This window comes from Bradyrhizobium sp. MV1.5 (assembly GCF_055807615.1).
Genome location: NZ_JBVVPL010000020.1, coordinates 1 through 26,252 on the forward strand (window position 1 = coordinate 1; position 26,252 = coordinate 26,252).

The 26,252-nt window shown below is 63.8% G+C and carries 28 protein-coding genes and 1 tRNA gene; 25 read left to right on the plus strand and 4 right to left on the minus strand.

Annotated elements, in window-relative coordinates:
* Positions 1-246 precede the first annotated feature (246 nt).
* A complete protein-coding gene (gene hemB / locus AC0L2J_RS19515) occupies positions 247-1,308 on the minus strand; it encodes a porphobilinogen synthase (RefSeq protein ID WP_473393238.1) in 1,062 nt (353 codons plus the stop codon).
* A gap of 122 nt (positions 1,309-1,430) precedes the next feature.
* Between hemB and AC0L2J_RS19520 the strand changes: the two genes are divergently transcribed.
* The 16 genes from AC0L2J_RS19520 to AC0L2J_RS19595 all read left to right on the plus strand — a co-directional run bounded on the left by AC0L2J_RS19520 (position 1,431) and on the right by AC0L2J_RS19595 (position 16,981).
* A complete protein-coding gene (locus AC0L2J_RS19520) occupies positions 1,431-1,928 on the plus strand; it encodes a DUF6163 family protein (RefSeq protein WP_473393242.1) in 498 nt (165 codons plus the stop codon).
* Between the two features lie 517 nt (positions 1,929-2,445).
* On the plus strand, positions 2,446-2,964 hold the full coding sequence (ldtR, locus tag AC0L2J_RS19525) for a transcriptional regulator LdtR (protein WP_007603420.1): 519 nt from the start codon (positions 2,446-2,448) through the stop codon (positions 2,962-2,964).
* A gap of 203 nt (positions 2,965-3,167) precedes the next feature.
* The gene (locus AC0L2J_RS19530; protein WP_007611117.1) at positions 3,168-3,404 is read left to right on the plus strand and encodes a hypothetical protein; all 237 of its coding nucleotides are present in this window, start codon (positions 3,168-3,170) and stop codon (positions 3,402-3,404) included.
* 37 nt (positions 3,405-3,441) lie between these two features.
* A complete protein-coding gene (locus tag AC0L2J_RS19535; RefSeq protein WP_007603423.1) occupies positions 3,442-3,663 on the plus strand; it encodes a hypothetical protein in 222 nt (73 codons plus the stop codon).
* A gap of 254 nt (positions 3,664-3,917) precedes the next feature.
* Positions 3,918-5,216 carry a serine hydroxymethyltransferase gene (glyA, locus tag AC0L2J_RS19540; protein WP_027518330.1) on the plus strand — a complete coding sequence of 433 codons (1,299 nt, stop codon included), beginning with the start codon at positions 3,918-3,920 and terminating at the stop codon, positions 5,214-5,216.
* A gap of 29 nt (positions 5,217-5,245) precedes the next feature.
* A complete protein-coding gene (gene nrdR / locus AC0L2J_RS19545; protein WP_007603426.1) occupies positions 5,246-5,728 on the plus strand; it encodes a transcriptional regulator NrdR in 483 nt (160 codons plus the stop codon).
* Entirely contained in the window at positions 5,725-6,873 is a 1,149-nt protein-coding gene (gene ribD / locus AC0L2J_RS19550; protein WP_473393248.1) for a bifunctional diaminohydroxyphosphoribosylaminopyrimidine deaminase/5-amino-6-(5-phosphoribosylamino)uracil reductase RibD, read from the plus strand. The genes nrdR and ribD overlap by 4 nt, the downstream gene beginning before the upstream one ends.
* Positions 6,873-7,496, plus strand: coding sequence for a riboflavin synthase (locus tag AC0L2J_RS19555; RefSeq protein ID WP_473393252.1), 624 nt, complete (start codon positions 6,873-6,875; stop codon positions 7,494-7,496). The genes ribD and AC0L2J_RS19555 overlap by 1 nt, the downstream gene beginning before the upstream one ends.
* 72 nt (positions 7,497-7,568) lie before the next feature.
* Entirely contained in the window at positions 7,569-8,060 is a 492-nt protein-coding gene (ribH, locus tag AC0L2J_RS19560) for a 6,7-dimethyl-8-ribityllumazine synthase (protein WP_007611095.1), read from the plus strand.
* Positions 8,061-8,062: 2 nt separating this feature from the next.
* The gene (gene nusB / locus AC0L2J_RS19565; protein ID WP_007611091.1) at positions 8,063-8,560 is read left to right on the plus strand and encodes a transcription antitermination factor NusB; all 498 of its coding nucleotides are present in this window, start codon (positions 8,063-8,065) and stop codon (positions 8,558-8,560) included.
* 174 nt (positions 8,561-8,734) lie between these two features.
* Entirely contained in the window at positions 8,735-9,733 is a 999-nt protein-coding gene (thiL, locus tag AC0L2J_RS19570; protein WP_473247993.1) for a thiamine-phosphate kinase, read from the plus strand.
* A 234-nt stretch (positions 9,734-9,967) separates the two neighbouring features.
* Positions 9,968-12,088 carry a sodium-translocating pyrophosphatase gene (locus tag AC0L2J_RS19575; RefSeq protein WP_007611089.1) on the plus strand — a complete coding sequence of 707 codons (2,121 nt, stop codon included), beginning with the start codon at positions 9,968-9,970 and terminating at the stop codon, positions 12,086-12,088.
* A 357-nt stretch (positions 12,089-12,445) separates the two neighbouring features.
* Positions 12,446-13,654 carry a class I SAM-dependent methyltransferase gene (locus tag AC0L2J_RS19580; protein WP_473393256.1) on the plus strand — a complete coding sequence of 403 codons (1,209 nt, stop codon included), beginning with the start codon at positions 12,446-12,448 and terminating at the stop codon, positions 13,652-13,654.
* Positions 13,651-15,201, plus strand: coding sequence for an amino acid adenylation domain-containing protein (locus tag AC0L2J_RS19585; RefSeq protein ID WP_473393259.1), 1,551 nt, complete (start codon positions 13,651-13,653; stop codon positions 15,199-15,201). The genes AC0L2J_RS19580 and AC0L2J_RS19585 overlap by 4 nt, the downstream gene beginning before the upstream one ends.
* A 35-nt stretch (positions 15,202-15,236) precedes the next feature.
* Positions 15,237-16,712: a hypothetical protein gene (locus tag AC0L2J_RS19590; protein ID WP_473393262.1), complete on the plus strand. Its 1,476-nt coding sequence runs from the start codon at positions 15,237-15,239 to the stop codon at positions 16,710-16,712.
* Positions 16,709-16,981: an acyl carrier protein gene (locus AC0L2J_RS19595; RefSeq protein WP_007603436.1), complete on the plus strand. Its 273-nt coding sequence runs from the start codon at positions 16,709-16,711 to the stop codon at positions 16,979-16,981. Before AC0L2J_RS19590 ends, AC0L2J_RS19595 begins: the two co-directional genes overlap by 4 nt.
* A gap of 79 nt (positions 16,982-17,060) precedes the next feature.
* Here the strand turns inward: AC0L2J_RS19595 and AC0L2J_RS19600 are convergent, their stop codons facing one another.
* Both AC0L2J_RS19600 and AC0L2J_RS19605 read right to left on the minus strand, forming a co-directional pair.
* A complete protein-coding gene (locus tag AC0L2J_RS19600) occupies positions 17,061-18,062 on the minus strand; it encodes a Bug family tripartite tricarboxylate transporter substrate binding protein (protein ID WP_473393265.1) in 1,002 nt (333 codons plus the stop codon).
* 86 nt (positions 18,063-18,148) lie between these two features.
* On the minus strand, positions 18,149-18,634 hold the full coding sequence (locus tag AC0L2J_RS19605) for an outer membrane protein assembly factor BamE (protein WP_007611081.1): 486 nt from the start codon (positions 18,632-18,634) through the stop codon (positions 18,149-18,151).
* Positions 18,635-18,732: 98 nt separating this feature from the next.
* Here AC0L2J_RS19605 and AC0L2J_RS19610 point away from each other — a divergent pair, with 98 nt between their 5' ends.
* From AC0L2J_RS19610 to AC0L2J_RS19650, 9 genes are all read left to right on the plus strand, one after another.
* The gene (locus AC0L2J_RS19610; RefSeq protein WP_473393269.1) at positions 18,733-19,284 is read left to right on the plus strand and encodes a ubiquinol-cytochrome C chaperone family protein; all 552 of its coding nucleotides are present in this window, start codon (positions 18,733-18,735) and stop codon (positions 19,282-19,284) included.
* Positions 19,281-19,844, plus strand: coding sequence for a YceD family protein (locus tag AC0L2J_RS19615; RefSeq protein ID WP_473393272.1), 564 nt, complete (start codon positions 19,281-19,283; stop codon positions 19,842-19,844). The genes AC0L2J_RS19610 and AC0L2J_RS19615 overlap by 4 nt, the downstream gene beginning before the upstream one ends.
* 297 nt (positions 19,845-20,141) lie before the next feature.
* Positions 20,142-21,203, plus strand: coding sequence for a phosphate acyltransferase PlsX (plsX, locus tag AC0L2J_RS19620; protein ID WP_473393275.1), 1,062 nt, complete (start codon positions 20,142-20,144; stop codon positions 21,201-21,203).
* A complete protein-coding gene (locus tag AC0L2J_RS19625) occupies positions 21,200-22,180 on the plus strand; it encodes a beta-ketoacyl-ACP synthase III (protein WP_007611077.1) in 981 nt (326 codons plus the stop codon). The genes plsX and AC0L2J_RS19625 overlap by 4 nt, the downstream gene beginning before the upstream one ends.
* A 133-nt stretch (positions 22,181-22,313) precedes the next feature.
* The gene (locus AC0L2J_RS19630; RefSeq protein WP_179950105.1) at positions 22,314-22,655 is read left to right on the plus strand and encodes an integration host factor subunit alpha; all 342 of its coding nucleotides are present in this window, start codon (positions 22,314-22,316) and stop codon (positions 22,653-22,655) included.
* Between the two features lie 27 nt (positions 22,656-22,682).
* Entirely contained in the window at positions 22,683-23,258 is a 576-nt protein-coding gene (locus AC0L2J_RS19635; RefSeq protein ID WP_063996100.1) for a MerR family transcriptional regulator, read from the plus strand.
* Positions 23,259-23,368: 110 nt separating this feature from the next.
* Positions 23,369-23,446, plus strand: a tRNA-Pro gene (locus AC0L2J_RS19640).
* A gap of 89 nt (positions 23,447-23,535) precedes the next feature.
* A complete protein-coding gene (locus AC0L2J_RS19645) occupies positions 23,536-24,294 on the plus strand; it encodes a hypothetical protein (protein ID WP_473393281.1) in 759 nt (252 codons plus the stop codon).
* Positions 24,278-25,159, plus strand: coding sequence for a DUF3037 domain-containing protein (locus AC0L2J_RS19650; RefSeq protein ID WP_473393284.1), 882 nt, complete (start codon positions 24,278-24,280; stop codon positions 25,157-25,159). Before AC0L2J_RS19645 ends, AC0L2J_RS19650 begins: the two co-directional genes overlap by 17 nt.
* A 353-nt stretch (positions 25,160-25,512) precedes the next feature.
* Here AC0L2J_RS19650 and AC0L2J_RS19655 read toward each other — a convergent pair whose 3' ends face one another.
* Positions 25,513-25,869, minus strand: coding sequence for a hypothetical protein (locus AC0L2J_RS19655; protein ID WP_473393288.1), 357 nt, complete (start codon positions 25,867-25,869; stop codon positions 25,513-25,515).
* Between the last annotated feature and the right edge of the window lie 383 nt (positions 25,870-26,252).

A 26,252-nucleotide genomic window follows, 5' to 3' on the forward strand; every position in this document is an offset into this window, starting at 1 on the left:
CGCTACCTCCCGAATATCGTCCCGGCGAAGGTTGGCACCCTGCTTCCCCACCGTCGTCCTGGCGAAAGCCAGGACCCGTACCGCGTGATCTATCGAGAGCACGCGGTATCGATACCGGCGAAGGGATAAACTCCCAGTGTTCGCCAAATTTCTCCCTGGGGTGATGGGTCCTGGCTTTCGCCAGGACGACGGTGGGGAAGCAGGGTGCCAACCTTCGCCGGGACGATATTCGGGAGGTAGCGTACCTTACCCCTGAGCGCGCAGCTTCTCCGCTGCCTTCGGTGCGAAATAGCTCAGCACACCGTCGGCGCCGGCGCGCTTGAACGCCAGCAGGCTCTCCATCATGGCGCGGTCGCCGTCGAGCCAGCCGTTGTTGGCGGCGGCCGCGATCATCGCGTATTCGCCGGACACCTGGTAGGCGAAGGTCGGCATCGCGAATGTGTCCTTCACGCGACGGACGACGTCGAGATAGGGCATGCCGGGCTTGACCATCACCATGTCGGCGCCCTCGGAAATGTCGAGCTCGACCTCGCGGAGCGCCTCGTCGGTGTTGGCGCTGTCCATCTGGTAGGTGCGCTTGTCGCCGGTGAGCGTCTTGGCCGAGCCGATGGCGTCGCGGAACGGGCCGTAGAAGGCGGAGGCGTATTTTGCGGCATAGGCCATGATCTGCACGTCGAGCAGGCCGGTGCGATCCAGGCCCTCGCGGATCGCGGCGACGCGGCCGTCCATCATGTCGGACGGCGCGATGATGTCGCAGCCGGCTTCGGCCTGCACCAGGGCCTGACGCACCAGCACGGCGACGGTTTCGTCGTTCAGGATCTTGCCGTCGGAGATCAGGCCGTCATGGCCGTGGCTGGTGAAGGGATCGAGCGCGACGTCGCAGAGAATGCCGATCTCCGGAAACTCCTTCTTGATCGCGCGCACCGCCTGGCAGACCAGATTGTTCGGGTTGGTGGCTTCCGAGCCCTCCTCGTCGCGCAGGGACGGGTCGGTGTAGGGAAACAGCGCGAGGCAGGGGATGGTGAGCTTCATCGCGCGCTCGGCGTCGCGCACGGCCTGGTCGACGCTGAGACGCTCGACGCCGGGCATCGAGGCGATCTGCTCGCGCTTGTTGTTGCCGTCGATCAGAAACAGCGGCCAGATCAGATCGTCCGTCGTGAGCACGTTCTCGCGCACCATGCGCCGGGCCCATTCGGCCTTGCGGTTGCGGCGCGGGCGGACGGTCAGATCGAGGGTAGGGGAGGCCCCAGTGCCATCCCGGCGCGAGACCTCGCGCAATTCGATCGGACGTCCGTATTTGATCGCCATCACTCTTCCTCCGCCTGGAATTATTCTTATACCAGCTCGCATGGTTCCCGTCACCGCGGCTTGACGTGCCGCAAAAGATGGCAGCCGATTGATTTTGCGGGGCAAAGCAGCCAGAAGGGGGGATGTCCGAGATCTCCACCCGCGATGCGGCCCGCGACAGCACCAGGGATGCCCTCCGAGACAATGCCCGAGACAGTGCAATGTCGGTGGCGGCGATCTCGTCGGAGCGAGCCGAGTCCGACGACAATGTCTGGACGCGCCGGCTCGTGCTGTTCCTGCGGGTGATGGCGCTGCTCTCGATCCTCAAGGGCCTCTATCACTGGGCGCAGGTGACGGGCTTCGTCGGCGGCGAGGACGAGGCCTTCGAGAACCAGTCGATGGCCTGGCAGGCCTCGACCATCTACTTCGCCGTGATCGAACTCGTTGCCGCGGTTGGGCTGTGGCTGGCGACGCCTTGGGGCGCCGTGGTGTGGCTGACGACCGTAGTGTCGATGGCGGTGATCGAGCTGATGTTCCCGGGCATCTACGGCGGCAGCCTGGTCGTGGTCGGGGTCGAAGCCTTCATGCTGGCCGCCTATCTCGCACTCGCCTGGATGGCCGCACGCGAACGGCCGCCATAGGCGAAGTCATTTCAACGCTCTCTCTCTCTCTCTCTCTCTCTCTTGCCCCGGACGCTGCGCAGCACGCAGTGATGCGCTGCTGAGCCGGGGCCCATCTCTCCACAAGCGCGTTTGTGGCCTCTGGGTCCCGGATCTTCGCTGCGCTCGTCCGGGACACGAGGGCGCAGTTGTGCCCGCTTGGTTGACGGTTGGTTGCGTAAAATTCGACGTAAGTTTTCGCTAACCAGCGTGTTCCGCCACAGCTCTTACGCGGCCGTTTCGAAACGGGGCGGGGCTGTTCTGGAATGCGACAATCGGGGCGGACGGAGGGTGAACAGGACCTTGCGAGAGTCAACAGAGAGTTGCGAAAAGTGCTTGTGGCACAGGCTTAATCCGCAATTCACTGTCTTAAATTCATGATCTCTTTATTCTCTTATTTAAGCCGATCTTCAAACGAGCCCCCTTAAGTTGCACCTATCAGACGGGACACAAGTTTCGTCGAATGAGTGTCGATAAAAACGACAACAGGGGAAGTGTCATGATGAAAGCCGTCGCAACTGCGGCAGATACCGCAGAGCGCGTCTCCGGCCAGCAGGGTTCGGTGCAGACGCTCTATCTGGAAGCTTTGACGCTGGTGGAGCGGCTGCATCGCCGGCTGCTCGACGTCATCAAGGACGAGTTCGATCGCCGCGGCCGTGCGGACATCAACTCGGTGCAGGCGCTGCTGCTCTACAACATCGGCGACAAGGAGCTGACCGCGGGCGAACTGCGCACGCGCGGTTATTACCTCGGCTCCAACGTCTCCTACAATCTGAAGAAGCTCGTCGAACTGGGCTTCCTCGATCATCAGCGCTCGCGCGTCGATCGCCGCTCGGTGCGCATCCGCCTGACGCCGCAGGGCCAGGAAGTCCGCCGCATCGTCGACTCGCTGTACCAGAAGCACGTCAAGACGGTCGAGCAGGTCGGTGGCATCTCGGGCGAGGAGTTCTCGACCCTGAACAAGTCGCTGCACCGCCTCGAGCGGTTCTGGACCGACCAGATCCTGTATCGTCTCTGAGTTCTTTTCGACGCGACAAGGCCAAGCCGGCCCGCAACAAGACCGGCAAGCCTCCCGAACGTGCCTGAGCTTCCCCAAGCGCGCCGGCCCGGCTCTGCCCGGACCGGTGCGTTTTTTCCATTTCGCGGTTGCGAAAAAAATCCCCAACCGCAGGGAACGAGTTCCCGGTTCGGTGCTTATCCTCTTCGATCGGAGGGCGGACGATGCTGGTCGAGCGTGGCGTGGGGGTGATGAACGTGGAACTCGTGAGCGAGGCCTACGCCATCGCCGCGAACTATCTTCGCCGCTCCGGCGCGATCCGGGACACCCTCGTCACCGACGAACGCCTGCTCGAAATCGTCATCAAGCTGCTCCAGCGCGGCGAACTCAACAAGATCAGGCTGGCCAACAAGGCCATCGTCAGGTTCGAGGCGCAGTCCGAGGCCAAAGCGGTTGCCTGATCTCAACTCCCAAACGCGGCAAGAACCAGAGGGTGCCATGGAAGCTGCCATCGACCGGATCATGCATACCTACGATTTGCTCGCCAACCGCACGTCTGCGGCGAGCGCGGAGGCGCGGGAAAAGGTGACGAACTACCTCAACACCTTGATGGAAGCCGGCGAGAAGGACACCCACAGGTTGACGGTTTGCGGCCTCACCTATCTGCGGCAGCTCGACGGCAGTGTGGATCCCGTGAAGGCGGGGTATACCGGGCTTTAGAGGCCGGCCGGACGTCAGCCGGTCGCACCGCGGCGTTTCGAGCGCAAAGCGGACCCTCCCGGGCATGGACGACTGGATGCCGGCCGGTCGTCCAATTTTCCAATCCCACCATATCTTGCATAAATCACAGGTCCGACCCGCAAACCCTTGGCCTGTTGCGGGCGATGTGGTAGATCGCGCTCGCCGCTTCCGATCGCCACACCAGACCCGCCCGTAGCCCACCAAACGGCTGCGGCGGTGGAGATATTCGCAAGATGACCTTCGCCAAAACCGCCTCCGCGCCCGATTCGTTTTTCACCGCCTCGCTCGAGCAGGCTGACCCGGAAATCGCAGCTGCCATCAAGGGCGAGCTCGGCCGCCAGCGTCACGAGGTCGAGCTGATCGCCTCCGAGAACATCGTCAGCCGTGCCGTGCTGGAAGCGCAGGGTTCGGTGATGACCAACAAATATGCGGAAGGCTATCCGGGCGCGCGCTACTACGGCGGTTGTGAGTGGGTCGACGTCGCCGAGAACCTCGCGATCGATCGCGCCAAGAAGCTGTTCGGCGCCAACTTCGCCAACGTGCAGCCGAACTCCGGCAGCCAGATGAACCAGGCGGTCTTTCTGGCGCTGCTTCAGCCCGGCGACACCTTCATGGGCCTCGATCTTGCGGCCGGCGGCCATCTCACCCACGGCTCCCCCGTCAACATGAGCGGCAAGTGGTTCAAGGCCGCGCACTACACCGTGCGCCGCGAGGACCAGATCATCGACATGGACGCGGTCGCCAAGCAGGCCGAGGAGGTCAAGCCGAAGCTGATCGTGGCCGGCGGCTCGGCTTATTCGCGCGCCTGGGACTTCAAGCGCTTCCGCGAGATCGCGGACAGCGTCGGTGCGTACCTCCTGGTCGACATGGCGCACTTCGCCGGTCTTGTCGCCGGGGGCGTGCATGCTTCGCCGGTGCCCCACGCGCACATCACCACCACCACGACCCACAAATCGCTGCGCGGACCGCGCGGCGGCCTGATGCTGTGGAATGACGAGGCGCTGACCAAGAAATTCAACTCGGCGATCTTCCCGGGCCTGCAGGGCGGCCCCCTGATGCATGTGATCGCGGCGAAGGCGGTCGCTTTCGCCGAGGCGCTGCGGCCGGACTTCAAGGTCTATGCCAAGAACGTCGTCGAGAACGCCAAGGCACTGGCCGAGGCGATGAAGGGCCACGGGTTCGACATTGTCTCAGGCGGCACCGATAACCATCTGATGCTCGTCGACCTCCGGCCGAAGGGCCTGAAGGGCAACGCCTCGGAGAAGGCGCTGGTTCGCGCCGCCATCACCTGCAACAAGAACGGTATTCCTTTCGACCCCGAGTCACCGTTTGTCACCTCCGGTATTCGTCTGGGCACGCCGGCGGCGACCACCCGCGGGTTCGGCGTTGCCGAATTCCAGCAGGTCGGCGGCATGATCGCCGAAGTCCTGAACGCGATCGCACAATCTTCCGACGGCAAGGCGCCGCTGGTCGAAGCCGCGATCAAGGAACGGGTCAAGGCGCTCACCGACCGTTTCCCGATCTATCAGTAAGGCTCAAGACAACCGGTCAAGGTCAACGGATGCGCTGCCCGAACTGCAACAGTCTCGATACGCAGGTGAAGGACTCGCGTCCGACCGAAGACTCTTCCGTGATCCGCAGGCGGCGCGTGTGCGTCGCCTGCAATTTCCGCTTCACCACCTTCGAGCGGGTGCAGCTGCGCGAGCTCACCGTGATCAAGCGCAACGGCCGCCGCGTGCCGTTCGACCGCGACAAGCTGATGCGCTCGGTGTCGATCAGCTTGCGCAAGCGGCAGGTCGAGCCTGAAAGGGTGGAGAAGATGGTTTCCACCATCGTGCGCGAGCTCGAGACCGGGGGCGAGGCTGAAATCTCCTCGGAGGTGATCGGCGAGACCGTGATGGAGCATCTGCGCACGCTCGACGACGTCGCTTACGTCCGCTTCGCCTCGGTCTACCGCAATTTCCGCGAGGCCAAGGATTTCGCCGACGTGCTTGGCGAGCTCTCCGGTGAGGAGGAAGCGCGGCTCGCCGCGATCCGCAAATGATCTTCCGCATCCTGGAGGATCAATTCGCGCAGAAGGCGCGCGAGTCCAGGGATGCCGACCGGCGCTTCATGGAGCTTGCGCTGGCGCTCGGCAGGCGCGGGCAGGGACGTACCTGGCCCAATCCCGCCGTCGGCGCCGTCATCGTCAAGGACGGCGTGATCGTCGGCCGCGGCTGGACCCAACCAGGCGGACGGCCGCATGGCGAGCCCGAAGCGCTACGGCGTGCGGGCGAGGCCGCGCGCGGCGCCACGCTCTACGTCACGCTGGAGCCGTGCTCGCATTTCGGCAAGTCGCCGCCGTGCGCCGACGCCGTGATCGCCGCCGGCATCACGCGGGTGGTGGCCGCGATCGAGGATCCCAATCCGGAAGTCGCGGGTCAGGGCCATGCGCGCCTGCGCGCCGCCGGAATCACGGTGGATGTGGGTCTGTGCGCGCGCGAAGCCGCCTTTGATCATGCCGGGCATTTCCGTCGCATCAGGGATCACCGCCCGCATGTGATCCTGAAGCTCGCGGTCTCGCCCGACGGCAAGATCGGCGTAGCCGGCGGCAAGCCGGTCGCGATCACCGGCGAGGCGGCGCGCGACCGGGTGCATCTCCTGCGCGCGCAAAGCGACGCCATCCTGGTCGGCATCGGCACGGTGCTGGCGGACGATCCGCAGCTCGACTGCCGCCTGCCGGGCATGGCGGCGCGCTCACCGGTGCGCGTGGTGCTCGATCAGAGCCTGCGCATTCCCGGCGCGAGCAGGCTCGTGGGCTCCGCGCGCGAGATTCCGCTGTGGGTGGTGGGTTCTGAACTCGCGGAGGCCGCGGCCGCCACGCGGCTCGGTGCCGCCGGCGCGCAGGTGATCCGGGTGCCGCCCGGCAACGCCTCGGGACTCGATCTTGCGGCCGTGCTGCATGCCTTGGCCGGCAAGGGCATCACGCGGCTGATGGTCGAGGGCGGCAGCCGCGTCGCCGCGTCCTTTGTCGCCGCCGACCTCGTTGACGAGATCTGGCTGTTCCGCGGCGCGGAGGCGGTGGGCGCCGACGGGGTGGATGCGCTCGCTGCATTGCCGCTGTCGAAAATCACGCAGTCGCAGGCCTACAAGGTTCATGCTAGCGAGACCTTCGATCAGGATACTCTCACCATCTACGAGCGCGCGTAATGTTCACCGGCATTGTCACCGATATCGGCGAGATCGTCGGCTTCACACCGAGGGCGCAGGGCCAGTTGCACCGGCTGCGCATCGCCTGCCGCTACGACCAGACCAGCATTGCCGACGGCGCCTCGATCGCCTGCAATGGCGTCTGCCTGACGGTGGTTGCTTCCGGTGTCGAAGGCGGCAAGGACTCTGCTCAAAGGACCTGGTTCGACGTCGATGCCGCGGCCGAGACGCTGGCGCTGACGACGGCCAAGCACTGGAGGGTCGGCACCAGGCTCAATCTCGAGCGTGCGCTCAAGATCGGCGACGAGCTTGGCGGGCATATCGTCGCCGGCCATGCCGATGGCATCGCGACCCTCGTCAGCCGCGAGGACCTGCCCGACATGGCGCGGTTCGAGCTCTCCACGACGCGGGAGCTGGCGCGGTTCATCGCGACCAAGGGCTCGATCACGCTCGATGGCGTGTCGCTGACGGTTAATACGGTGAAGGACGTGACCTTTTCGGTGCTGATCATCCCGCACACCCTCACGGTCACGACGATCGGCGGCTGGAAGGCGGGGGATGAGGTCAATATCGAGGTCGATCTGATGGCCCGCTATGCGGCGCGGCTGACGGAAATGAAGTGACGGCGTCTTTAAACTTGGCTTACCCGCTGGTGGCGACTACATAGCGCCAACCCCTGTGGAACGGATTTGACGATGGCAGACGCGCGGCGCGCACCCCTGAAGGACCAGACCGACATCTCCGGCGCACGCGCGCTGATTGTCGAGGCGCGGTTCTATGACGATCTCCAGGACGCGATGCTCGAAGGCGCGGTGGCAGAGCTGAAGGCGGCCGGTCTCACCCATGACGTCATCACGGTTCCCGGCGCACTGGAGATTCCTGCGGCGATCGCCATCGCGGTTGATGCCGCGGCCGCCAATGGCAAGCCCTATGACGCCGCGATTGCGCTCGGCTGCGTGATCCGTGGCGACACCATCCATTTCGAGATCGTCTCGCAGGAATCCTCGCGCGCGCTGATGGATCTGGCGGTGGCGCGAAAGCTGCCGCTCGGCAACGGCATCCTCACCGTCAACACCGAGGCGCAGGCCTGGGCGCGGGCGCGCGCCAGCGAGCTGAACAAGGGCGGCGATGCCGCGCGGGCCGCGATTGCGATGCTGCGCATAAAGCGCCGGCTGGCGCGGGCTTGATCATGGCCGATAACAACAAGAAGCCGCCGGCTGGCACGGAGAAGAAAGCGAACCGGCGCGGTGCGGCGCGGCTCGCAGCCGTGCAGGCGCTGTACCAGATGGATATCGGCGGCGCCGGCATCAACGACATTTTTGCAGAGTTCGAAAGCCACTGGCTCGGCAACGAGGTTGAGGGCGACACATATCTCCCGGCGGAAGCGGCGTTCTTCCGCGACGTCGTCTCCGGCGTCGTGCGCGACCAGAAGAAGCTCGATCCGCTGATCGACGAGGCGCTGTCGAAGGGGTGGCCGTTGAAGCGCATCGAAGCGATCCTGCGCGCGGTGCTGCGGGCAGGGGCGTACGAATTGGAACACCGCAAGGACGTGCCGGGCCGCGTCGTCGTGTCCGAATATGTCGACGTCGCCAATGCCTTCGTCGACCGCGAGGAGACCGGCATGGTCAACGCGGTGCTCGACCAGATTGGCCGCCAGTTTCGCGGTGACGAGTTCGGGCGGGGGTAGACGGCGCGAGGGCGGTGAATTGATGCGATGCGGCTGCCCCATATTCTGCTGTCATCACCCGCGAAGGCGGGTGATCCAGTACGCCGCGGCCTATCGATGTCACACGATCGTCTCTGGAATACTGGATCGCCCGGTCAAGCCGGGCGATGACAGCGATGTGTGTGGCTGACGCTAATGACCAGCCCGCACAACCCCTCCGCCGAAGACTCCCTCATCGCGCGCTATTTCAAGCCGCTGGCGACTGATCCCGGCGCGCTGGGGCTGGTGGACGATGCCGCCATCCTGCAGGCGCTCGGCAGCGACATCGTCGTCACCACCGACGCGGTGGTCGAGGGCGTGCATTATCTTGCCGCCGATCCGCCCGATACCATCGCGCGCAAGGCGCTGCGGGTGAACCTGTCCGATCTCGCCGCCAAGGGGGCCGCGCCGGCCGGCTTCGTGCTGACACTGGCGCTGCGTAGCAAGGAAGACGCCTGGCTCAGGCCGTTCGCGGACGCGCTCGGCGAGGATGCGAAAACCTTCGCCTGTCCGCTGCTCGGCGGCGACACGGTGTCGACGCCGGGGCCGCAGATGATCTCGATTACCGCCTTTGGCCGCGTGCCGCAGGGGCGGATGGTCGGCCGCACCGGCGCGAAGCCGGGCGACCGTATCCTGGTCACGGGAACGATCGGCGACGCCGCGCTTGGCCTCGACGTGCTCAAGGGCGGCGCGGTAGCGGCTGCGCTGGCCTCCGATCCGCACGCGCGCGAGACGCTGATCTCGCGCTATCGCGTGCCGCAGCCGCGCAACGCTCTCGCGCAGGCCGTGCGTGACCATGCGACGGCTGCGATGGATGTCTCCGACGGCCTGGCCGGAGACCTGACCAAGCTCTGTGCGGCATCAGGCGTCTCGGCCACGATCGACGTGACGAGCGTGCCGCTCTCGGCCGCTGCGGCCGGCCTGATCGCGGGCAACGTCGTTTCCGTCGAGACGCTGCTTGCCGGGGGTGACGATTACGAGGTGCTGTGCACCGTTCCGCCGGCGCAAAGCGACACCCTGATTGCCTTGGGGCGGGCGGCAGGCCTTGCCGTCACGGCCATCGGCACGATCGTCGCGGGCCATGAGCGGCCGCGCTTCCTGGACGGGCAGGGCCAGGAGCTGGTCTTGAAGCGGCTGTCCTACAGCCACTTCTAGGAATTGCTCCAAACCCGCGTCCGGGCTCCCAAGACCGGCTAAATACCTGCCGAGATCGGCTTTTCGGCCTTATCTGGCGTTGCACCCTCAATTTGATTTTGGCAAGGTCGTGACCGACTAGGGCCGCGCCTTCGGGCAAGGGGCGGCCCTTTTCAAATCAAGGCGCCGCACCGCACGACGGAAAAACAAAGGCGCCGGGGGTACGTTCATCAAGGATCTGAGGCAAAAAATCACATGACAGCATTATGGTTGATTGTGCTCTGCGGAGTGCTTTCCGTCGTCTACGCGATCTGGGCGACGTCTTCGGTTTTGAGCGCGGATGCGGGGTCTCCGCGCATGCAGGAAATCGCGGCAGCGGTGCGCGAAGGCGCACAGGCCTACCTGCGGCGTCAATACACCACGATCGGCATGGTCGGCATCGTCATCTTCGTGCTGCTCGCCTATTTCCTGGGGCTCTATGTCGCGATCGGTTTTGCCATCGGCGCGATCCTGTCGGGGGCGGCCGGCTTCATCGGCATGAACGTCTCGGTCCGCGCCAATGTGCGCACCGCCCAGGCGGCGACGACGTCGCTCGCGGGTGGTCTCGAGCTTGCCTTCAAGGCGGGCGCCATCACCGGCATGCTGGTGGCGGGTCTCGCGCTGCTCGGCGTGACCCTCTATTTCGGCTTCCTGGTCCATTCGCTGAAGCTTGCGCCTGACAGCCGCGTCGTCATCGACGCCATGGTGGCGCTCGGCTTCGGCGCCTCGCTGATCTCGATCTTCGCCCGTCTCGGCGGCGGCATCTTCACGAAGGGTGCGGACGTCGGCGGCGACCTCGTCGGCAAGGTCGAGGCCGGCATTCCCGAGGACGATCCGCGCAACCCGGCCACCATCGCCGACAACGTCGGCGACAATGTCGGCGACTGCGCCGGCATGGCCGCCGACCTGTTCGAAACCTATGCGGTGACCGCGGTTGCCACCATGGTCCTGGCGGCGATCTTCTTCGCCAAGACGCCGATCCTGGCCGACATGATGACGTTGCCGCTCGCCATCGGCGGCATCTGCATCATCACCTCGATCATCGGCACCTTCTTCGTGAAGCTCGGGCCGAGCCAGTCGATCATGGGCGCGCTGTACAAGGGTCTGATCGCAACCGGCGTCCTGTCGCTGGTCGGCATCGCCGGCGTGATCTATTACCTGATCGGCTTCGGCAAGCTCGCCGGCGTCGATTACACTGGCATGGCGCTGTTCGAGTGCGGCGTGGTCGGCCTCGCCGTGACCGCGCTGATCATCTGGATCACCGAATACTACACCGGCACCGACTATCGTCCCGTCAAGTCGATCGCCCAGGCCTCGGTGACCGGCCACGGCACCAACGTGATCCAGGGCCTCGCCATCTCGATGGAGTCGACCGCGCTGCCCGCGATCGTCATCATCGCCGGCATCCTGGTCACCCACAGCCTCGCCGGCCTGTTCGGCATCGCGATCGCGACCGCCACGATGCTGGCGCTCGCCGGCATGGTCGTCGCGCTCGACGCGTTCGGTCCGGTCACCGACAACGCCGGCGGCATCGCCGAGATGGCGGGCCTGCCGAAGGAGGTTCGCAAGTCGACCGACGCGCTCGATGCGGTCGGCAACACCACCAAGGCGGTGACCAAGGGCTACGCGATCGGCTCCGCCGGTCTCGGCGCCCTGGTGCTGTTCGCGGCCTACAACGAGGATCTCAAGTTCTTCATTGCGGACTCCGCGCACCACGCCTACTTCGCCGGCGTCAAACCGGACTTCTCGCTCAACAACCCCTACGTCGTGGTGGGCCTGTTGTTCGGCGGTCTCTTGCCGTATCTGTTCGGCGCGATGGGCATGACCGCCGTGGGCCGCGCGGCGAGCGCGATCGTCGAGGAGGTCCGCCGACAATTCCGCGAGAAGCCGGGCATCATGCAAGGCACCGACAAGCCGGATTACGGTAAGGCAGTCGATCTTTTGACCAAGGCGGCGATCAAGGAAATGATCATCCCCTCGCTGCTTCCGGTGCTGTCACCGATCTTCGTCTACTTCGTGATCTATGCAATCGCGGGGGGCGGGGCGGCCGGCAAGTCGGCGGCGTTCTCGGCCGTCGGCGCGATGCTGCTCGGCGTGATCGTGACGGGCCTGTTCGTCGCGATCTCCATGACCTCGGGCGGCGGCGCCTGGGACAACGCCAAGAAGTACATCGAAGACGGTCATTTCGGCGGCAAGGGCAGTGACGCGCACAAGGCGGCCGTCACCGGTGACACCGTCGGCGATCCCTACAAGGACACGGCCGGCCCGGCGGTGAACCCGATGATCAAGATCACCAACATCGTGGCCTTGCTGCTGCTGGCGATCCTGGCGCACTGAGGTAGACGTTGCTGAACGAAGACCCCGCGGCGCAGGCCTGCGGGGTCTTACTTTGCGTGCGTGGTGCCAGGGGGCGGTGCATCATCTGAACATGAAACCCGCCCGGCGGGACGTGAAACTGCAACAATCCGATCATCAGAGCGATCCATCGATGCCGAGGGCGTAAGCGGCGCGGAAATGTGCATCCTACGCGTGCGCGCATTTAGGGTTGCTTAACCGGCCGAGCTCTAGAAATACGCGAGATTGTCGGCGGCGTTTTAGCGAGTTCCGCAGCACGCGTCGGGATGCTCCGCGCGAGGCGCGCTCTCGATATGTTCAGGGGTTCGCTGCTTGCCGCCCGCACGAGGGAGGTTTCCGTTGCCTGCACGGCCTGTGAACGAGATTGAGCGGGCATTGATGGCGTTTCCGGGCGTGGCGGATGCTTTCTTCGGCGCCGAGCCTTGCCACGGCGGTCAGTCCGAGGTCGCTTTCGTCGCAATTGCCCCCGATCATCTGAGCGCCGGCAAGGCGAAGCGTCTCCAGGCCGAGACGGATCGCAGAGTTGCGCAATGGCGTCGGGCTTTCGATCAAGCGTATCGCCGTGACGCCGACGGTGTTGTGCCGTCATTCGTCGGTTGGACCAGCAACTTCACCAACAGGCCCATTCCCGAACCCGACATGGTCGATTGGCTGGATCATACGGTCCTGCAAATTCGTGCTCTTGGTGCAAGGCGGGTATTGGAGATCGGATGCGGCGTCGGCTTGCTTGTCGAAAAGCTCGCGCCTGGCTGCGAGGTATATTGCGGGACCGACCTCTCGCCGGTAGCCGTTCAGCGGCTGCGTGCGTTCGCGCAGTCGGAGCCCGAGCTTCGGCATGTCGAATTTCTAGAGCGGGAAGCCGCCGATTTGAGCGGCTTGCCGCTGAATTCGTTCGATGCAGTGGTGCTCAATTCGGTCGTGCAATACTTTCCCGGCATCGAATACCTGCACACAGTCTTGGAGCATGCCGCATGCCTGGTAGCTCCTGGGGGGCACATCTTCGTCGGCGACGTTCGTAACCTCGAGCTCCTGCCGGTCTTCCATCGCGAAGTTCAATCCGCGAAAGTTTCGGGAGCCAGGGATGCCGGGCTCGCGCGAAAGATCTTCCTGTCGATCGCCCAGGAGCGCGAGTTGGTGATCGACCCCCGCTATTTTCACGGCATTTCCGGATCCATCCCGCGGATATCGGGTGCGGAAATCCTGCTCAAGCGCGGATCAAGCTACGAGCTGACCCGCTATCGCTATGACGTGGTGCTGCGTGTCGATCCCGAAGCTGCTTCAGCTGGCAGCGAGAACAGCAGCCTCGTGCCGGACATGAAGCACGGGGCAAGTGAGGGCAGGCCGCTGGCGACCGATCCGATGGCCGCCGCGTTCCTTCAGCATCTCGGCATGGAGCTCGGGGACATGTTGCAGGCCCAGGTTCCGGAGGCGAAATTGCCCGCGGCCGTGATCGCGCTCAACCAGCGAGATTTTGTCGAGATCGTGCAGGCCTCGTCGAGCGCGCCGGGCGATCCCGGCGACAATGAAATGATCGAGGCGTCGGTATGACCGCCCATAATCTGGCGCTGCGTTTCGAAGAGGCCGTTGCGTCCTCGCCGGACGCTGTCGCTCTGTTCTGCGAAGGCGACAGGTTTGCCTTTTCGGAGCTCAACCGGTTGGCAAACCGGTTGGCGCGCTGGTTGGCATCGCGGGGCGTCAACAAGGGCGCCGTGGTGTGCCTCGAATTGCCGAAAATCGTCGAGGCCTATGCGCTCGCGATCGCCTGCATCAAGATCGGAGCACCCTATGCGTTCCTCGATCCTGCGGCTCCCGACGAACGTGCCTGGCTGATGCTGGAGCGATGCCGGCCCGCGCTGATCGTCAGCGTGCGCGATGGATCTGGACCGCGGACATTGATCGGCGATGCGAGTGCCCGAGCTGCCTTGCATCATGCCGCGTCGCAGTTTGAAGATGACAATCTACAGCTGACATCCCTGATCACCGGGGCCGATCCGGCCTATGTCATGTTCACCTCGGGATCGACTGGCGAACCGAAGGGGGTGGTCATCCCCCATCAAGGGGTGCTTCACCTGATCGCCTGGGCGAAGAACGATCTTGGAATTGGACCCGGTGACCGGCTGACGAATGTCAACCCGATCTATTTCGACAATTCGGTCTTTGACATCTATGCCGGCTTGCTGAACGGAGCGGCGGTTGTCGCGCTGGACGCGCTGAAGGGGCGGCCCCCCGCAGAGCTGATGTCGGAGATCACCAAGCATCAGTGCACATTCTTCTTCGCCGTGCCGACCCTCTTCATGTTCCTGGACTCCATGCATCTTCTGAGCCCGGATTGGCTGCCGAGCATCAGCCGGTTCATGTTCGGCGGTGAGGGGTTTCCGCTGGCCCGGCTTCGCCGCTTCCACGACGCGTTTGCTGGCAAGGCGAAGCTGATCAATTGCTACGGTCCGACCGAGACGAGCTGCATTTGTAGCGGTTTCGAGATCGTCGAATCCGTTTTTGAGACCAAGGACGGATTGGCCCCCCTGGGGCGGCTCAACCCCAATTTCAGCTACCGGATCCTGGATGAAGAGATGAAGCCGGTGCCCGCGGGCACCGCCGGCGAGTTGTGGCTGGGAGGCCCTGGGGTAGGGCTCGGCTACATCAACAACCCGCAAGAGACGGCCCGCCGTTTCTGTCAGGATCCTCTGATCGACGGCTATCGGTCGATCCTCTATCGGAGCGGCGACCTCGTGGAGGCCGACGTTGAAACTGGCGTCCTGCGTTTTCGCGGTCGCGCGGATAATCAGGTCAAGCTTCGGGGGTATCGGGTCGAGTTGGAGGAGATCGACCACGCACTGATGGCGTGCAGGGGAATAACCCGTGCGCTTGCCGTGGTGCAGCACGACGCCAGTGGTGCCAGTCGGCTGCTGGCCGCGTATTCGGGTGCGAGAATGGCAGAGACCGATCTGCGCCTGCACTGCGCGGCGCACCTTCCCGCCTATATGGTGCCGGGCCGGTTCATCTGGATGGAAGACATTCCCATCAATCCCAATGGCAAGGCGGACCGCCGCTCGGTGGCGTCGCTGCTTGGCGAAGCTGTTGCAAGGGCCTCGTAGATGCAACAGCTCGTCGTGATCGCGCGCGTTGTCCGATGAGTGTTGAAAGCCAGTCCTACGGCTACGCGCCATCGGGTCCTCTTGAGAAGCCGTCGTGGCGGTTGATCCCCAGGATCGATCAGGACCCGAGGCTCGTGGCGGGGGTCCAGGACATCGGTGGCCGCGTGCTGCTCTGCTGCGCGGTCGGATTGCTCGCAGTTCTGTTTCGGCAGATAGGTATCGATTTTACAGCGGCGGGACTCGCGCTGATATGCGCCTATGCCGGCCGGTACCGGCGCGTCCTGATCCTGCTCGCAACCTTGCTGCTGCTCTATCGCAGCGGGTTCCTGATCGACCGCGGTTTTCTCGAACGGCTGGCGGTCGACGAAGGCGTCGGCGACCGGATCCATCAGCCGCTGCTGGAAGCGGTCATGCTGGTCGTCGTGGTTGCGCTGTTCGCGGGACTGCTGATCATGCAAGGAGCAGGGACGATCGTTTTCCGGCGCCCGACGCTCAGCCTGTTGCTGGCGTTCCTGGCACTCGTCGCGCTGACGCAGGCCACGGCGATGGCCGGCCTGCCGCGCGTCTTACTGTGGTCGTTCCTGATGACGGTCCAACCCTATTTGTGGTTCCTTGCCTATGGTCTGGCCGATGCGGGCAGGAAGCGATCTCCGGTGTGGCGGCATCTGAGCGTTTTCCACCCCTTCTGGGGATCGTCGCTGACGCCGTTCGGGAAGGGGCTGTCTTATCTCGACCGCTTCGAGGCCAAGACACCCGAGGAGCTTGCTGAAACGCAGCTCAAGGGCGTCAAGCTTGCGGTCTGGATCCTTGTGCTCGCCATCGTCAGGATCTGTCTCGTCGAGTTGGTCCACGCGCGTTTGCAGCTTCCAATGTTCGACGACAACCTGCTGCAATATCTCGCGGGCCATCCCTGGTCGCGTTTCGTCGGATGGGCGAGCCTCGTCAGCTTCTTCGCCGAGGACCTGCTGAGCATGACGGTTTTCGGCGGCGTCATCATTGCCACGGCGCGGCTTGCCGGCTTTCGCCTGCTGCGCAACACCTACCGGCCTCTGGAGTCAACGACGCTCGCGGAATTCTGGAACCGCTACTACTTCTATTACAAGGAACTGCTCGTCGATCATTTCTTCTACCCGACCTTTGTTCGCTGCCTCCGCGGCCATCGCCGCCTTCGCATGTTCTTCGCCACCTTTGCCGCGGCTTGTGTCGGCAACCTGCTGTTTCACTTCATCCGCGATATTCATTTCGTCCGCGAAATGGGCCTTTGGCGGGCCGTGGTCGGTCAGCAATCGCACGCGTTCTACACGTTTGTCCTTGCCATCAGCGTCGGGCTCTCGCAGATGCGCCGCGCCCCACGGGCGCCGCAAGGATGGCTGCGTGGCCGCTTGCTGCCTTGCCTGTGGGTGTCGAGCTTCTTTTGTCTCATTCACGTCTTCGATGCGCCGCTCGACCGCGAGCATTCGCTCGGGCAACGCGCCGAATTCCTGTTCTATCTCCTGGGAGTCTCGACATGACCACGAAAGCCGGCCCTGAAGTCAGATCGCAGATGCGACGCTACATCGTGCAGCGGCTGCTGATGAAGGGCGACAGCGCGCCGCTTGGTGACGATGATCTGCTGTTCACCAGCGGTCGCCTCGATTCACTCGACGCGGTCGAGCTGATTATGAGCATTGAGACCGACCACGGGATCAATTTCTCCGACATCGGCTTCGATTTGACGCGCCTGGACTCGATTTCGGCGATTGCTGCTTTGGTAGGACAGCCGTCGGCCGAGCTTGCATAGCAACCGATGTGTCGCCACGCGCTCAACCCGAAAGCGCGTCGCGGCGATGCATGTTGGGCCGCCTCCGCGGATGCGAAGGCTACTGCACGTCCATCTGCAGCCCTTCCTTCTGGATGATGCCGGCGAACTTCTTCGTCTCGGCGTCCACGAAGGCGGCAAACTGGTCGGGCGTGCCGTAGTCGGCGCGGGCGCCCATGGCGGTGATGTTCTTCTTGATGTCGTCGCGCTCGAGCATCGCCTTCACTTGAAGGTTGAGCGCTTCGAGAACGGCGGGCTGCACGCCCTTCGGCAGGAAAACGGCGAACCACGACGAGACGTCGAAAGCCGCAAGCTCCGGCGCGCTCTCGCGCATGGTCGGCAGGTTCGGCGCCAGCTCGCTGCGCTCGGTCGTGGTGACGCAGAGGCCGGTGAGCGTGCCGTTCTGCACCTGCGGCAGGCTCGGATAGAGATTGTCGAACAGGATCTGGATGTCGCCGGCGAGCGCCGCCTGGAGCGCGGGACCGGCGCCGCGGAACGGGATGTGCGTCATCTTCAGGCCGGTGAGCTGCAGGAACCAGGCGCCGGTGAGGTGAGGGCTCTGGCCGACGCCGGAGGAGGCGTAGCTGAGCTTGTCCGGATTGGCCTTGAGATAGGCGACCAGCTCGGCGATCGACTTGATGCCGGTCTTGGGATGCGCCGAGACGATGTTCGGGATCCGGATCATGTTGGAGACCGGCTGGAGCTGGTCCGGCTTGTAGGTGAGGTTCTTGAAAATGCTGTAGGCGATCGCGTTCGGACCGGGATTGCCGATCAGGATGGTGTGGCCGTCCGGCTTGGCGCGGACCACCTCGGCCGTGCCGATCGTACCGCCGCCGCCGGAGCGGTTTTCCACCACGGCCGATTGGCCCCAGGCGGTCTGCAGATGCGCGGCCAGAAGCCGACCCATTACATCGGTCGAACCGCCGGCGGCCGCCGGCACGACGAGGCGGACGTTTTCGGTGGGCTTCCAGTCCGCGAGGCTCGATCGCGGCAGGATCGCTGCGGCCGAGATAGCGGCAGCACCGGTGAGCACGCGACGGCGGGACAGCAATTTATTGGGCACGAATCCACTCCCTGCATCTTGTTTTGCGGAGAGCGTATGGAACAGGACGCGCAACGGCAAGCCGCACGAAGCCGCAGGCTGAAGGCTCAGTTAAAGCTGAGCAGCTTGAAGATCGGCGCGAGGTAGCTCATCTCCTGGCCCGACGTCGGCGTGGTCCGGCTGATGAAGTCGAAGATCTTGCCGTCCTGCAGGCCGTAATTCGCAAGGCGGCGCACGCGCCGGTTCTTGTCGAAATAGACCGCGATGACGCGCTGATCGACCACCTTCTGGTTCATGAAGGCGACCATGCGCTCCGAGCGCTGCGAGATGTAATAGAACACCTCGCCGTCGAGGGTTGCGACGGTGGAGGGGGTGCCCATCACGATCAGCACCTGGTCCTGGCTCGCGCCGATCGGAATCTGCTCCAGCGCGCCGGGCGGCAGGATATAACCCTTCTGGAACTGCTCGCCGGTACAGCCCGCAAGCGCAGCGCCAACCAGGGCCGCGGCCGCGAACAGGCGCAAGCCGCGCCAACGTGCATGAAGGCCGCGCCGCTTGTCTGCACGCAGGCTGGTCTGGTTCGTTATCGTCATAGCGGAACTGATTCCGTCCCCTTGCGTCGCGCGAGGCGCTGAAGTACCGGGCGGAGGCTCTGAATGCAACACGCGCGCGCCCGCTTGCGGAAACCACAATGCTTTGGCCGTTCAATCACTTCAGGAAACCCCGCCTAGCCTCGCCGGGCACCATTGAAGCCATCTATGGCATGATCGTGACGCAGGCGCGAGAACCCATATTTTACCGCGACTTGGGCGTGCCGGATACCGTTAACGGGCGTTTCGATCTGTTGCTGCTGCACCTCTGGCTGCTGCTGCGCCGCCTGCGCACGGTCCAGAGCGCCACCGAGCTGTCGCAGGCGCTGTTCGACCGCTTCTGCGAGGACATGGACGACAATCTGCGCGAGATGGGGATAGGGGACCAGACCGTGCCGAAGCGGATGCGGGCCTTCGGCGAGGCCTTTTACGGGCGGGTCCAAGCCTACGATCAGGCTATGGAAGGCAGCGGCGAGGCGCTGGCATCGGCGATCTGCAAGAATATCTTGAACGGGGCCGGCATGGACCAGGCGCAGCGGCTCGCGGCCTATGCCAGGGCCGCCGAGGCCGACCTCGCCCGGACCGGCGAGGCCGCATTGTTGGCCGCGTCCTTCAAGTTTCCCCGAGCGCTCCCTGAGGATGTCACGCCATGACCCGACCGATACCAGCATCCGGGCCCGATCCCTGGCGGGTGCCCGTCATCGTTGCACAGATCCCGGATACCGGCCTGCATCGCAAGCTCGAGGCCTCGGCCGCCGAGCGGCAGGCCATGGCTGAGACGGCAGGCTTGCGCGAGGTTGTCTCGGTCCAGGCCGATTTCGATGTCGTGCCGAAAAGCGGCAACCGGATCCAGGTCACGGGGCACGTCCGCGCCCGGATCGGCCAGACCTGTGTGGTCACGCTTGACCCGATGGAGAGCGACATCGACGAGGAGGTGGACCTGATATTTGCCCCCGAGGCCGAGGTCCGCCGCCTGGCCGAGCTGATGGAGGAGGGGCACGACGATCAGGAGCAGGTCGCCGACCCGCCGGAGGCGATCGTCAATGGCATTATCGACCTCGGCCGGCTCGCCACCGACGCCCTGTTCCTGGCGGTCGACCCCTATCCGCGGAAGCCGGGGGTCGTGTTTGAGCCCGAGGTCACCGCCCCCGATCCGGAGGACCATCCCTTTGCGGTCCTGAAGGCACTCCAGGACAAGAAGAAAGACGAATAGGTGCCGTCTCCCCATGGGCCCGCTTTGCTACGGGGCGCGAAGTGTTTGCGGTGGTGGTTTGAAAGCTCGAATTATCTGTTTGATTTTGATGTGTTTCTCGTGAATTAGTCCGTCCGCGGCCCGATGCTCCCGAATGCAAAAGGCTGGGGGCAAGAGGTTGTTTCGGGATAACAAAACGCTATTGTCGCGCCCCGGTCCGGGTGCGGCGTGGCGCTTGACCGACCGCCATGTTCGTGGCGAACCCATTTGCGGCCCCGCTCGTTCAAGACCGCACCAGACCAGGTTTCCAGGACTTTTATGCCAAGCAAGGTTCGCATCGCGCTTGACGCCATGGGGGGCGACGCCGGCGCCGCCGTGGTCATTCCAGGCGCCGCCATCTCGCTCGCTAGGCATCGCGAGATCGAATTCCTGCTGATCGGGGACCGCGCCAAGATCGAGCCCGAGCTCGACCGCCACCCCGCGCTGAAGGCCACCTCGAAGATCATTCATACCGATGTCGCGGTCAGCGGCGAGGACAAGCCGAGCCAGGCGCTGCGGCGCGGCCGCAGGACCTCCTCCATGTGGCTTGCCATCGATGCGGTGAAAAAGGGCGAGGCGGATGTTGCGGTCTCTGCCGGGAATACCGGCGCGCTGATGGCGATGTCGCGCTTCCACCTGCGCACGCTGCCGGGCGTCGACCGTCCGGCCATTGCCGGCATGTGGCCGACCAGGCGCGGCGATTCCGTCGTCCTCGACCTCGGCGCCAGCATCGGCGGCGATACGCATCATCTGGTGTCGCTCGCCATCATGGGCGCGGCGATGGCCAGCGTGTTGTTCAACAAGACCCGTCCCACGGTCGGCCTGCTCAATATCGGGGTCGAGGAGATCAAGGGGCACGAGGAGATTCGCGAGGCCGGCGAAATCCTGCGCGCCAGGAACCTGCCCGAGCTCGATTATCTCGGCTTCGTGGAGGGCGACGGCATCGGCAAGGGGGTGGCGGACGTCATCGTCACCGAGGGCTACAGCGGCAACATCGCGCTGAAGGCCGCGGAGGGAACCGCACGGCAGATGGCGGAATTGCTCCGGGACGAGATGAAGCGGAGCTGGCTGTCAAAGCTCGGCTATCTCTTTGCGCGCGACGCCTTCCAGGCCCTGCGCAACAAGATGGATCCGAACAAATCCAACGGCGGCGTGTTGCTGGGATTGAACGGGATCGTGGTCAAGAGCCATGGCGGAATCGCTGCCGAAGGCTTTGCCTATGCGATCGATGTTGGCTATGAGATGGTCAAATTCGATCTCCTCAACAAGATCAATCAGATGCTCAATCGCGAAGGTGGTGCACTCAGTTCCGTGCAGGCCGCGCAGGAGGCTGTTTCGTGACTCAAATTCGTTCGGTCGTGCTGGGCTGCGGCTCTTATTTGCCGGAGCAGGTGGTGACCAACGCCCAACTGGCGGCGCGCATTGACACGTCCGACGAGTGGATCGTGCAACGCACCGGCATTCGCGAGCGGCACATCGCGGCCGAGGGCGAGTTCACCTCGCATCTGGCGCTCAAGGCGGCGCAGGCTGCGCTCGCCGATGCCGGCGTGGACGCGCAGTCGATCGACCTGATTGTGCTCGCGACCTCGACCCCTGACAACACCTTCCCCGCGAGCGCGGTCGCCGTGCAGCACGGGCTCGGCATCAACCATGGCGCCGCCTTCGACCTTCAGGCGGTGTGCTCGGGCTTCGTGTTCGGGCTCGCCACCGCCGATAATTTCCTGCGCACGGGCGCCTTCAAGCGCGCGCTGGTGATCGGGGCGGAAACCTTCTCGCGCATCCTCGACTGGACCGATCGCGGCACCTGCGTGCTGTTCGGCGACGGCGCCGGCGCCGTGGTGCTGGAGGCGCAGGAGCAACCGGGCAATGCCGCGACCGACCGCGGGATCGTGACCACGCATCTGCGCTCGGACGGCCGCCACAAGGCGAAGCTGTTCGTCGACGGCGGTCCGTCCTCGACCCAGACCGTCGGCCATCTGCGCATGGAGGGCCGCGAGGTCTTCAAGCACGCGGTCGGCATGATCACCGACGTGATCGTCGACGCCTTCAAGGCGACCGGGCTCGATGCCGACAGCATCGACTGGTTCGTGCCGCACCAGGCCAACAAGCGAATCATCGACGCGTCCGCGCACAAGCTCCATATCGCGCCGGAGAAGGTGGTGCTGACGGTGGACCGTCACGGCAACACCTCGGCGGCCTCGATCCCGCTGGCGCTGTCGGTGGCGCGCAAGGACGGCCGCATCAAGCGCGGCGACCTGGTTCTGCTCGAAGCCATGGGCGGCGGCTTCACCTGGGGCTCCGCGCTGGTGCGCTGGTAAGCCACAGTCGATAAAATTTTGCCCGAATCAGATCGGATTATCGATGCGCCTGCATTGATGAGCGCTGTTGACCGCCGTATCGTAAGCTCATAATTTCAGACAACAATTGTTCGCCGTGATGTGGGGCAGGGCGATGACCGATCAAAGTAAAACCGTAACGCGTGTCGATCTGTGCGAGGCCGTCTACCAGAAGGTGGGGCTATCGCGCACGGAATCGTCCGCCTTCGTGGAACTCGTGCTGAAGGAGATCACCGATTGCCTTGAGAAAGGCGAGACGGTGAAACTGTCCTCGTTCGGCTCCTTCATGGTCCGCAAGAAGGGTCAGCGCATCGGTCGCAATCCCAAGACCGGCACTGAGGTGCCGATCTCGCCGCGCCGGGTCATGGTGTTCAAGCCGTCGGCGATCCTGAAGCAGCGGATCAACGGCCAGCACCGCACCAATGGCGACGCCAGCAAGGCGCAACCCGAGGCGTAATCCGCCCTCCGGATAAGGATTTGGCATTTGGACAAGGCGCCGGATGCGTTCCGAACCATCAGCGAAGTAGCGCAGGAACTCGACATTCCGCAGCACGTGCTGCGGTTCTGGGAGACGCGATTCTCCCAGATCAAGCCGATGAAGCGCAGCGGCGGCCGCCGCTATTACCGCCCCGACGACGTCGACCTGCTCAAGGGCATCCGCCGTCTGCTCTATGGGGAGGGTTACACCATCCGCGGGGTGCAGCGGATCCTGAAAGAACACGGCGTCAAATCGGTGCAGGGCCTCGCCGACAGCGCGGCCGCGGTCTCGTTCGGCGCCATCGAGGACGCCGTCGGCGCCAGCCTGATGGAGCCCGAGGAGGAGACCGGCGTCCGCGGCGCCCGCGACAGCGACGATGACGACTACCAGGGCGAGGAGGAGGAGGGCATCGACTTCCGCTTCTCCGAGACCGACGACGAGGAAATCCTCACCACCTTCCGCAAGGGCGGCACCCCCGCGCCCGCCGGCCCCAGCGCCATCGACCGGGAGCGCCTCGGACGGGTGCTCGCCGAACTGATCGCCTGCCGCGAGATGCTGGATCAGGCGCTGAAGGACGCCTGACGCCGGATCTCCCCGGCTGTGGGTCAGTTCCGGCGCCTTTCGGCGGAGGCAGCAAAATGGTGTCACCTCGCCTTGCGCAAACCGGCGATCCTAGCTAATGGAACGACGTTCGGAGCGTGGCGCAGCCCGGTTAGCGCACTAGTCTGGGAGACTAGGGGTCGGAGGTTCAAATCCTCTCGCTCCGACCAAATTAAAGAACGACATCAATGGGATGGATCAGGAGGTGGGGTTGGCGCGCTGACGGTCCGGGATCGTGTAGGCACGATGTCGGCACAGCATGAGCCAGCTGCAATTCTTCCACCGCCGAGCTGTCATTCAGTACCCGCCCAGTGACCCGAGCGCGGACAGCCTTGGCAGCGTCGAAGCGGACGACGGATTTCGCTACTACGTAAAGGGCGATGCGCACGGCCGTCCGGTGCGCGCAAGCGAGTGGATTTCGACCCACATCGCGGAGGCAGTAGGCGTTACCTCGCCGGGCGCGGTGACCATGCAGATGCTCTCCGGAGAGGTGGTGTTCGGATCGCGGCGTGTTCCGGGCGTTGCTAGTCGGATCGAAACACAGGCGTTCTTGACGTCGCCGTCCAGTGGCAATCTCGGTCAAAACCTGCCTGGGCTCGGTTCGCTCTTGTCGAAGATCTATGCTCTGGACCTTGTTCTGTTCAATGATGACCGTCACCTGGATAACTACCTCTCGGTCAACGACAACGGCGTCCGCCGGTTGTACACCTTCGACTTTAGCCGCGCGCTCTTCTGGCACTGGCCGTGGAACGGCTACCCAGCACCGACGTGCAACACGCGATTGTGCGGTGGGGTACTCAGGCAACTCCATGGGTTCGATTTAGTGGCTGCGAGCTCTGTGCTCGATGCTTTGGGTGCGTTCGCAACCAAGTCGGTGGAAGGGATAATCAACCAGATGCCGGTAGACTGGATGCCGACAGTACTCCGAGCGGAATTTATGGACCTGTGGACAGCCGGCGTGCGACGCTCGCGGATAGATGGTGTTCGGAAGGGATTGAGTGATGGCTCCCTCCTATAGGTTTTCGGTAGTTCAGCTCGCGACCGAAGAGGATCGCGGCGAGCGGCTCAACGTCGGTATGGTTGTCTTCAATGACGATCGCCTGGACGTTCGGGTCGGCAGGCGACTTGAGAAGGTGAGAGCCATCTCAGCAGCCATTGATGCGGATGACGTGCAGCGGGCGCTGGATGGCATGTCCACCATCGACCAAAAGCTCAGGGACGGCGGAGCAAAATTCAGCGACCGGCTCAAATTTTTGTCGAAGCTCGGTCCTCTGACGTTGTCGAAGTTCGGTGTTTTCGAGGCTGATGGGGCTTCGACCTATGAAGCTCGTGTAGCTTCGATATTGAAAGCTCTCGTTGACGCAGAGCCTGCGCCGATGCGATCGAAAGAAAAGCGCTCAAAACTTCTCACGCAAATGAAGCGTATTTTCCGGGACGAGAGAGTTCTTGCGAAGAGAGACGAGGATCTCTCGTCGCACAGAATTGTCCCTCAGTACGAAGTCGCCGAAGGCTTGACTGCCGATCTCGTTCTCAAGAATGGCGCGTATCACGTTGTCGAGACAGTCGACGCCTCCGGGGATGAGAGCACCTTCCGCAAGGCCGTCTCTGAAATCGGAGTTGCCGCACTCGTGCTTGAGCGTGCTCGCATGAAGTTTGGCGACGGGACAAGTGCGCGCCTCGTCTACGAAGCGTCCTCCTTCCTTGAGCGAGTGGCTATGCCGTCATTGGAAGCGGCTGCGCATCAGGGAGCGGAGCTCGTGAATTGGGCGAGTGCAGCAGACCGAAGCAAGTTCGTGAACTACCTCTCTTCGCTCGCAACTCCCGTTGAGCAGAAGAGAAAGGGAGCAAAAAGACCCCACCGGACGGGCCCGACCTTCATCTAAATCCGCGGCTGAGCGGAGGGGTAGGGTTGGGGAAGAAGGAAGTGCATGATGCCGGTGAACTATATCTGCGATAGCTGCGGATCCGAGGATGGTGCCACGCTTTTTACGGTCTCTTATCCAAGCGGGACTGCCAAAAGCGGAACGACCCGAGTGCAGAGTGTACTTTGCAAGGCATGCAAGACTGCTGTCGTCGAGACGATTAACAGCGCCATGCCGACGTCGGCCTCTCGCTATTGAGCCGGCCGCTCAGCCCTCGTCATCTCTTCTAGCGCGCCTTTTGTGTCAGAACACGTTCGCGAGCCGGTCGGCTAGAGCTGCTCGGGACTGGCACCCCGCGCCAAGTGTAGATTACCTTAGAGCGACGGATTGTTGCGTCCAGCCCCCCAGGTTATAGCGTCTCTCCGGTGGAGCACGTCGACACCAGCTTGGAGGCTCGCGAGGTTACGTTCGAGTATCTGCATTCGTCGATCTAAGAGTTGGGTGTGCAAGGCGTCTCGGAAAGCCAGCCGCCTAACGCAATTCTGCAGGACCCAAAGTGCAATCGCGCCAAACGCCGCAACCGACCACCAAACAGGCGCTTGGAGCAAATAAAGCACCGCGAGGGCAGCAGGAGCCACCAACAGTTCCCAAAATTTCGGAGAAAAGATGTCGTCGTTATCGATCAACTCCGGATGAACACTCGGGATGTCCTCGTGGTCGGCATCGTCCATGTTCTATGCTCCATCGTCACAGTCTGTAGCAACGCACGTCTCGGACAAGATTGCTTTGAATTCAAGCCCTCGATAGTTGATCTTCGAGCAGCTCTCCTTGTTTGCCGAGAGTTGGAGCGGCGGCTCGAAACCGTCGCTCCCAGAAGCCCATGGATCAATCTCTCCGGCCTTGTTCTCAGTTCGAGCCGTACTTCCGTTTGAGCTGCTTGTCGCCGGCTGGCACCACGAACTTCCATGCGTTAGGGAGATCGGCGCTGCGCTCATCAAGAAAGGGGACCCTACGCCCTGAAGCCGACGCCGGAGGGGCGACGCGCGCGTGCGATCATTCTGCGGGCGGTGGCTTAAAAGGAAGGTGTGATCGTTGTCACAAAGCGCGCCACCGC

Excerpts from the sequence above, each read along its gene's own strand:
- AC0L2J_RS19530 (WP_007611117.1), top strand. The coding sequence starts at position 3,168 with ATGCTGGTCGAGCGTGGCGTGGGGGTGATGAACGTGGAACTCGTGAGC.
- nrdR (WP_007603426.1), top strand. The coding sequence starts at position 5,246 with ATGCGCTGCCCGAACTGCAACAGTCTCGATACGCAGGTGAAGGACTCG.
- AC0L2J_RS19535 (WP_007603423.1), top strand. The coding sequence starts at position 3,442 with ATGGAAGCTGCCATCGACCGGATCATGCATACCTACGATTTGCTCGCC.
- AC0L2J_RS19645 (WP_473393281.1), top strand. The coding sequence starts at position 23,536 with ATGAGCCAGCTGCAATTCTTCCACCGCCGAGCTGTCATTCAGTACCCG.
- ldtR (WP_007603420.1), top strand. The coding sequence starts at position 2,446 with ATGATGAAAGCCGTCGCAACTGCGGCAGATACCGCAGAGCGCGTCTCC.
- AC0L2J_RS19520 (WP_473393242.1), top strand. The coding sequence starts at position 1,431 with ATGTCCGAGATCTCCACCCGCGATGCGGCCCGCGACAGCACCAGGGAT.
- hemB (WP_473393238.1), bottom strand. The coding sequence starts at position 1,308 with ATGGCGATCAAATACGGACGTCCGATCGAATTGCGCGAGGTCTCGCGC.
- glyA (WP_027518330.1), top strand. The coding sequence starts at position 3,918 with ATGACCTTCGCCAAAACCGCCTCCGCGCCCGATTCGTTTTTCACCGCC.
- AC0L2J_RS19650 (WP_473393284.1), top strand. The coding sequence starts at position 24,278 with ATGGCTCCCTCCTATAGGTTTTCGGTAGTTCAGCTCGCGACCGAAGAG.
- nusB (WP_007611091.1), top strand. The coding sequence starts at position 8,063 with ATGGCCGATAACAACAAGAAGCCGCCGGCTGGCACGGAGAAGAAAGCG.
- thiL (WP_473247993.1), top strand. The coding sequence starts at position 8,735 with ATGACCAGCCCGCACAACCCCTCCGCCGAAGACTCCCTCATCGCGCGC.
- AC0L2J_RS19575 (WP_007611089.1), top strand. The coding sequence starts at position 9,968 with ATGACAGCATTATGGTTGATTGTGCTCTGCGGAGTGCTTTCCGTCGTC.
- AC0L2J_RS19630 (WP_179950105.1), top strand. The coding sequence starts at position 22,314 with ATGACCGATCAAAGTAAAACCGTAACGCGTGTCGATCTGTGCGAGGCC.
- AC0L2J_RS19615 (WP_473393272.1), top strand. The coding sequence starts at position 19,281 with ATGACCCGACCGATACCAGCATCCGGGCCCGATCCCTGGCGGGTGCCC.
- plsX (WP_473393275.1), top strand. The coding sequence starts at position 20,142 with ATGCCAAGCAAGGTTCGCATCGCGCTTGACGCCATGGGGGGCGACGCC.
- AC0L2J_RS19605 (WP_007611081.1), bottom strand. The coding sequence starts at position 18,634 with ATGACGATAACGAACCAGACCAGCCTGCGTGCAGACAAGCGGCGCGGC.
- AC0L2J_RS19555 (WP_473393252.1), top strand. The coding sequence starts at position 6,873 with ATGTTCACCGGCATTGTCACCGATATCGGCGAGATCGTCGGCTTCACA.
- AC0L2J_RS19655 (WP_473393288.1), bottom strand. The coding sequence starts at position 25,869 with ATGGACGATGCCGACCACGAGGACATCCCGAGTGTTCATCCGGAGTTG.
- ribD (WP_473393248.1), top strand. The coding sequence starts at position 5,725 with ATGATCTTCCGCATCCTGGAGGATCAATTCGCGCAGAAGGCGCGCGAG.
- AC0L2J_RS19590 (WP_473393262.1), top strand. The coding sequence starts at position 15,237 with ATGAGTGTTGAAAGCCAGTCCTACGGCTACGCGCCATCGGGTCCTCTT.
- AC0L2J_RS19595 (WP_007603436.1), top strand. The coding sequence starts at position 16,709 with ATGACCACGAAAGCCGGCCCTGAAGTCAGATCGCAGATGCGACGCTAC.
- AC0L2J_RS19585 (WP_473393259.1), top strand. The coding sequence starts at position 13,651 with ATGACCGCCCATAATCTGGCGCTGCGTTTCGAAGAGGCCGTTGCGTCC.
- ribH (WP_007611095.1), top strand. The coding sequence starts at position 7,569 with ATGGCAGACGCGCGGCGCGCACCCCTGAAGGACCAGACCGACATCTCC.
- AC0L2J_RS19610 (WP_473393269.1), top strand. The coding sequence starts at position 18,733 with ATGCTTTGGCCGTTCAATCACTTCAGGAAACCCCGCCTAGCCTCGCCG.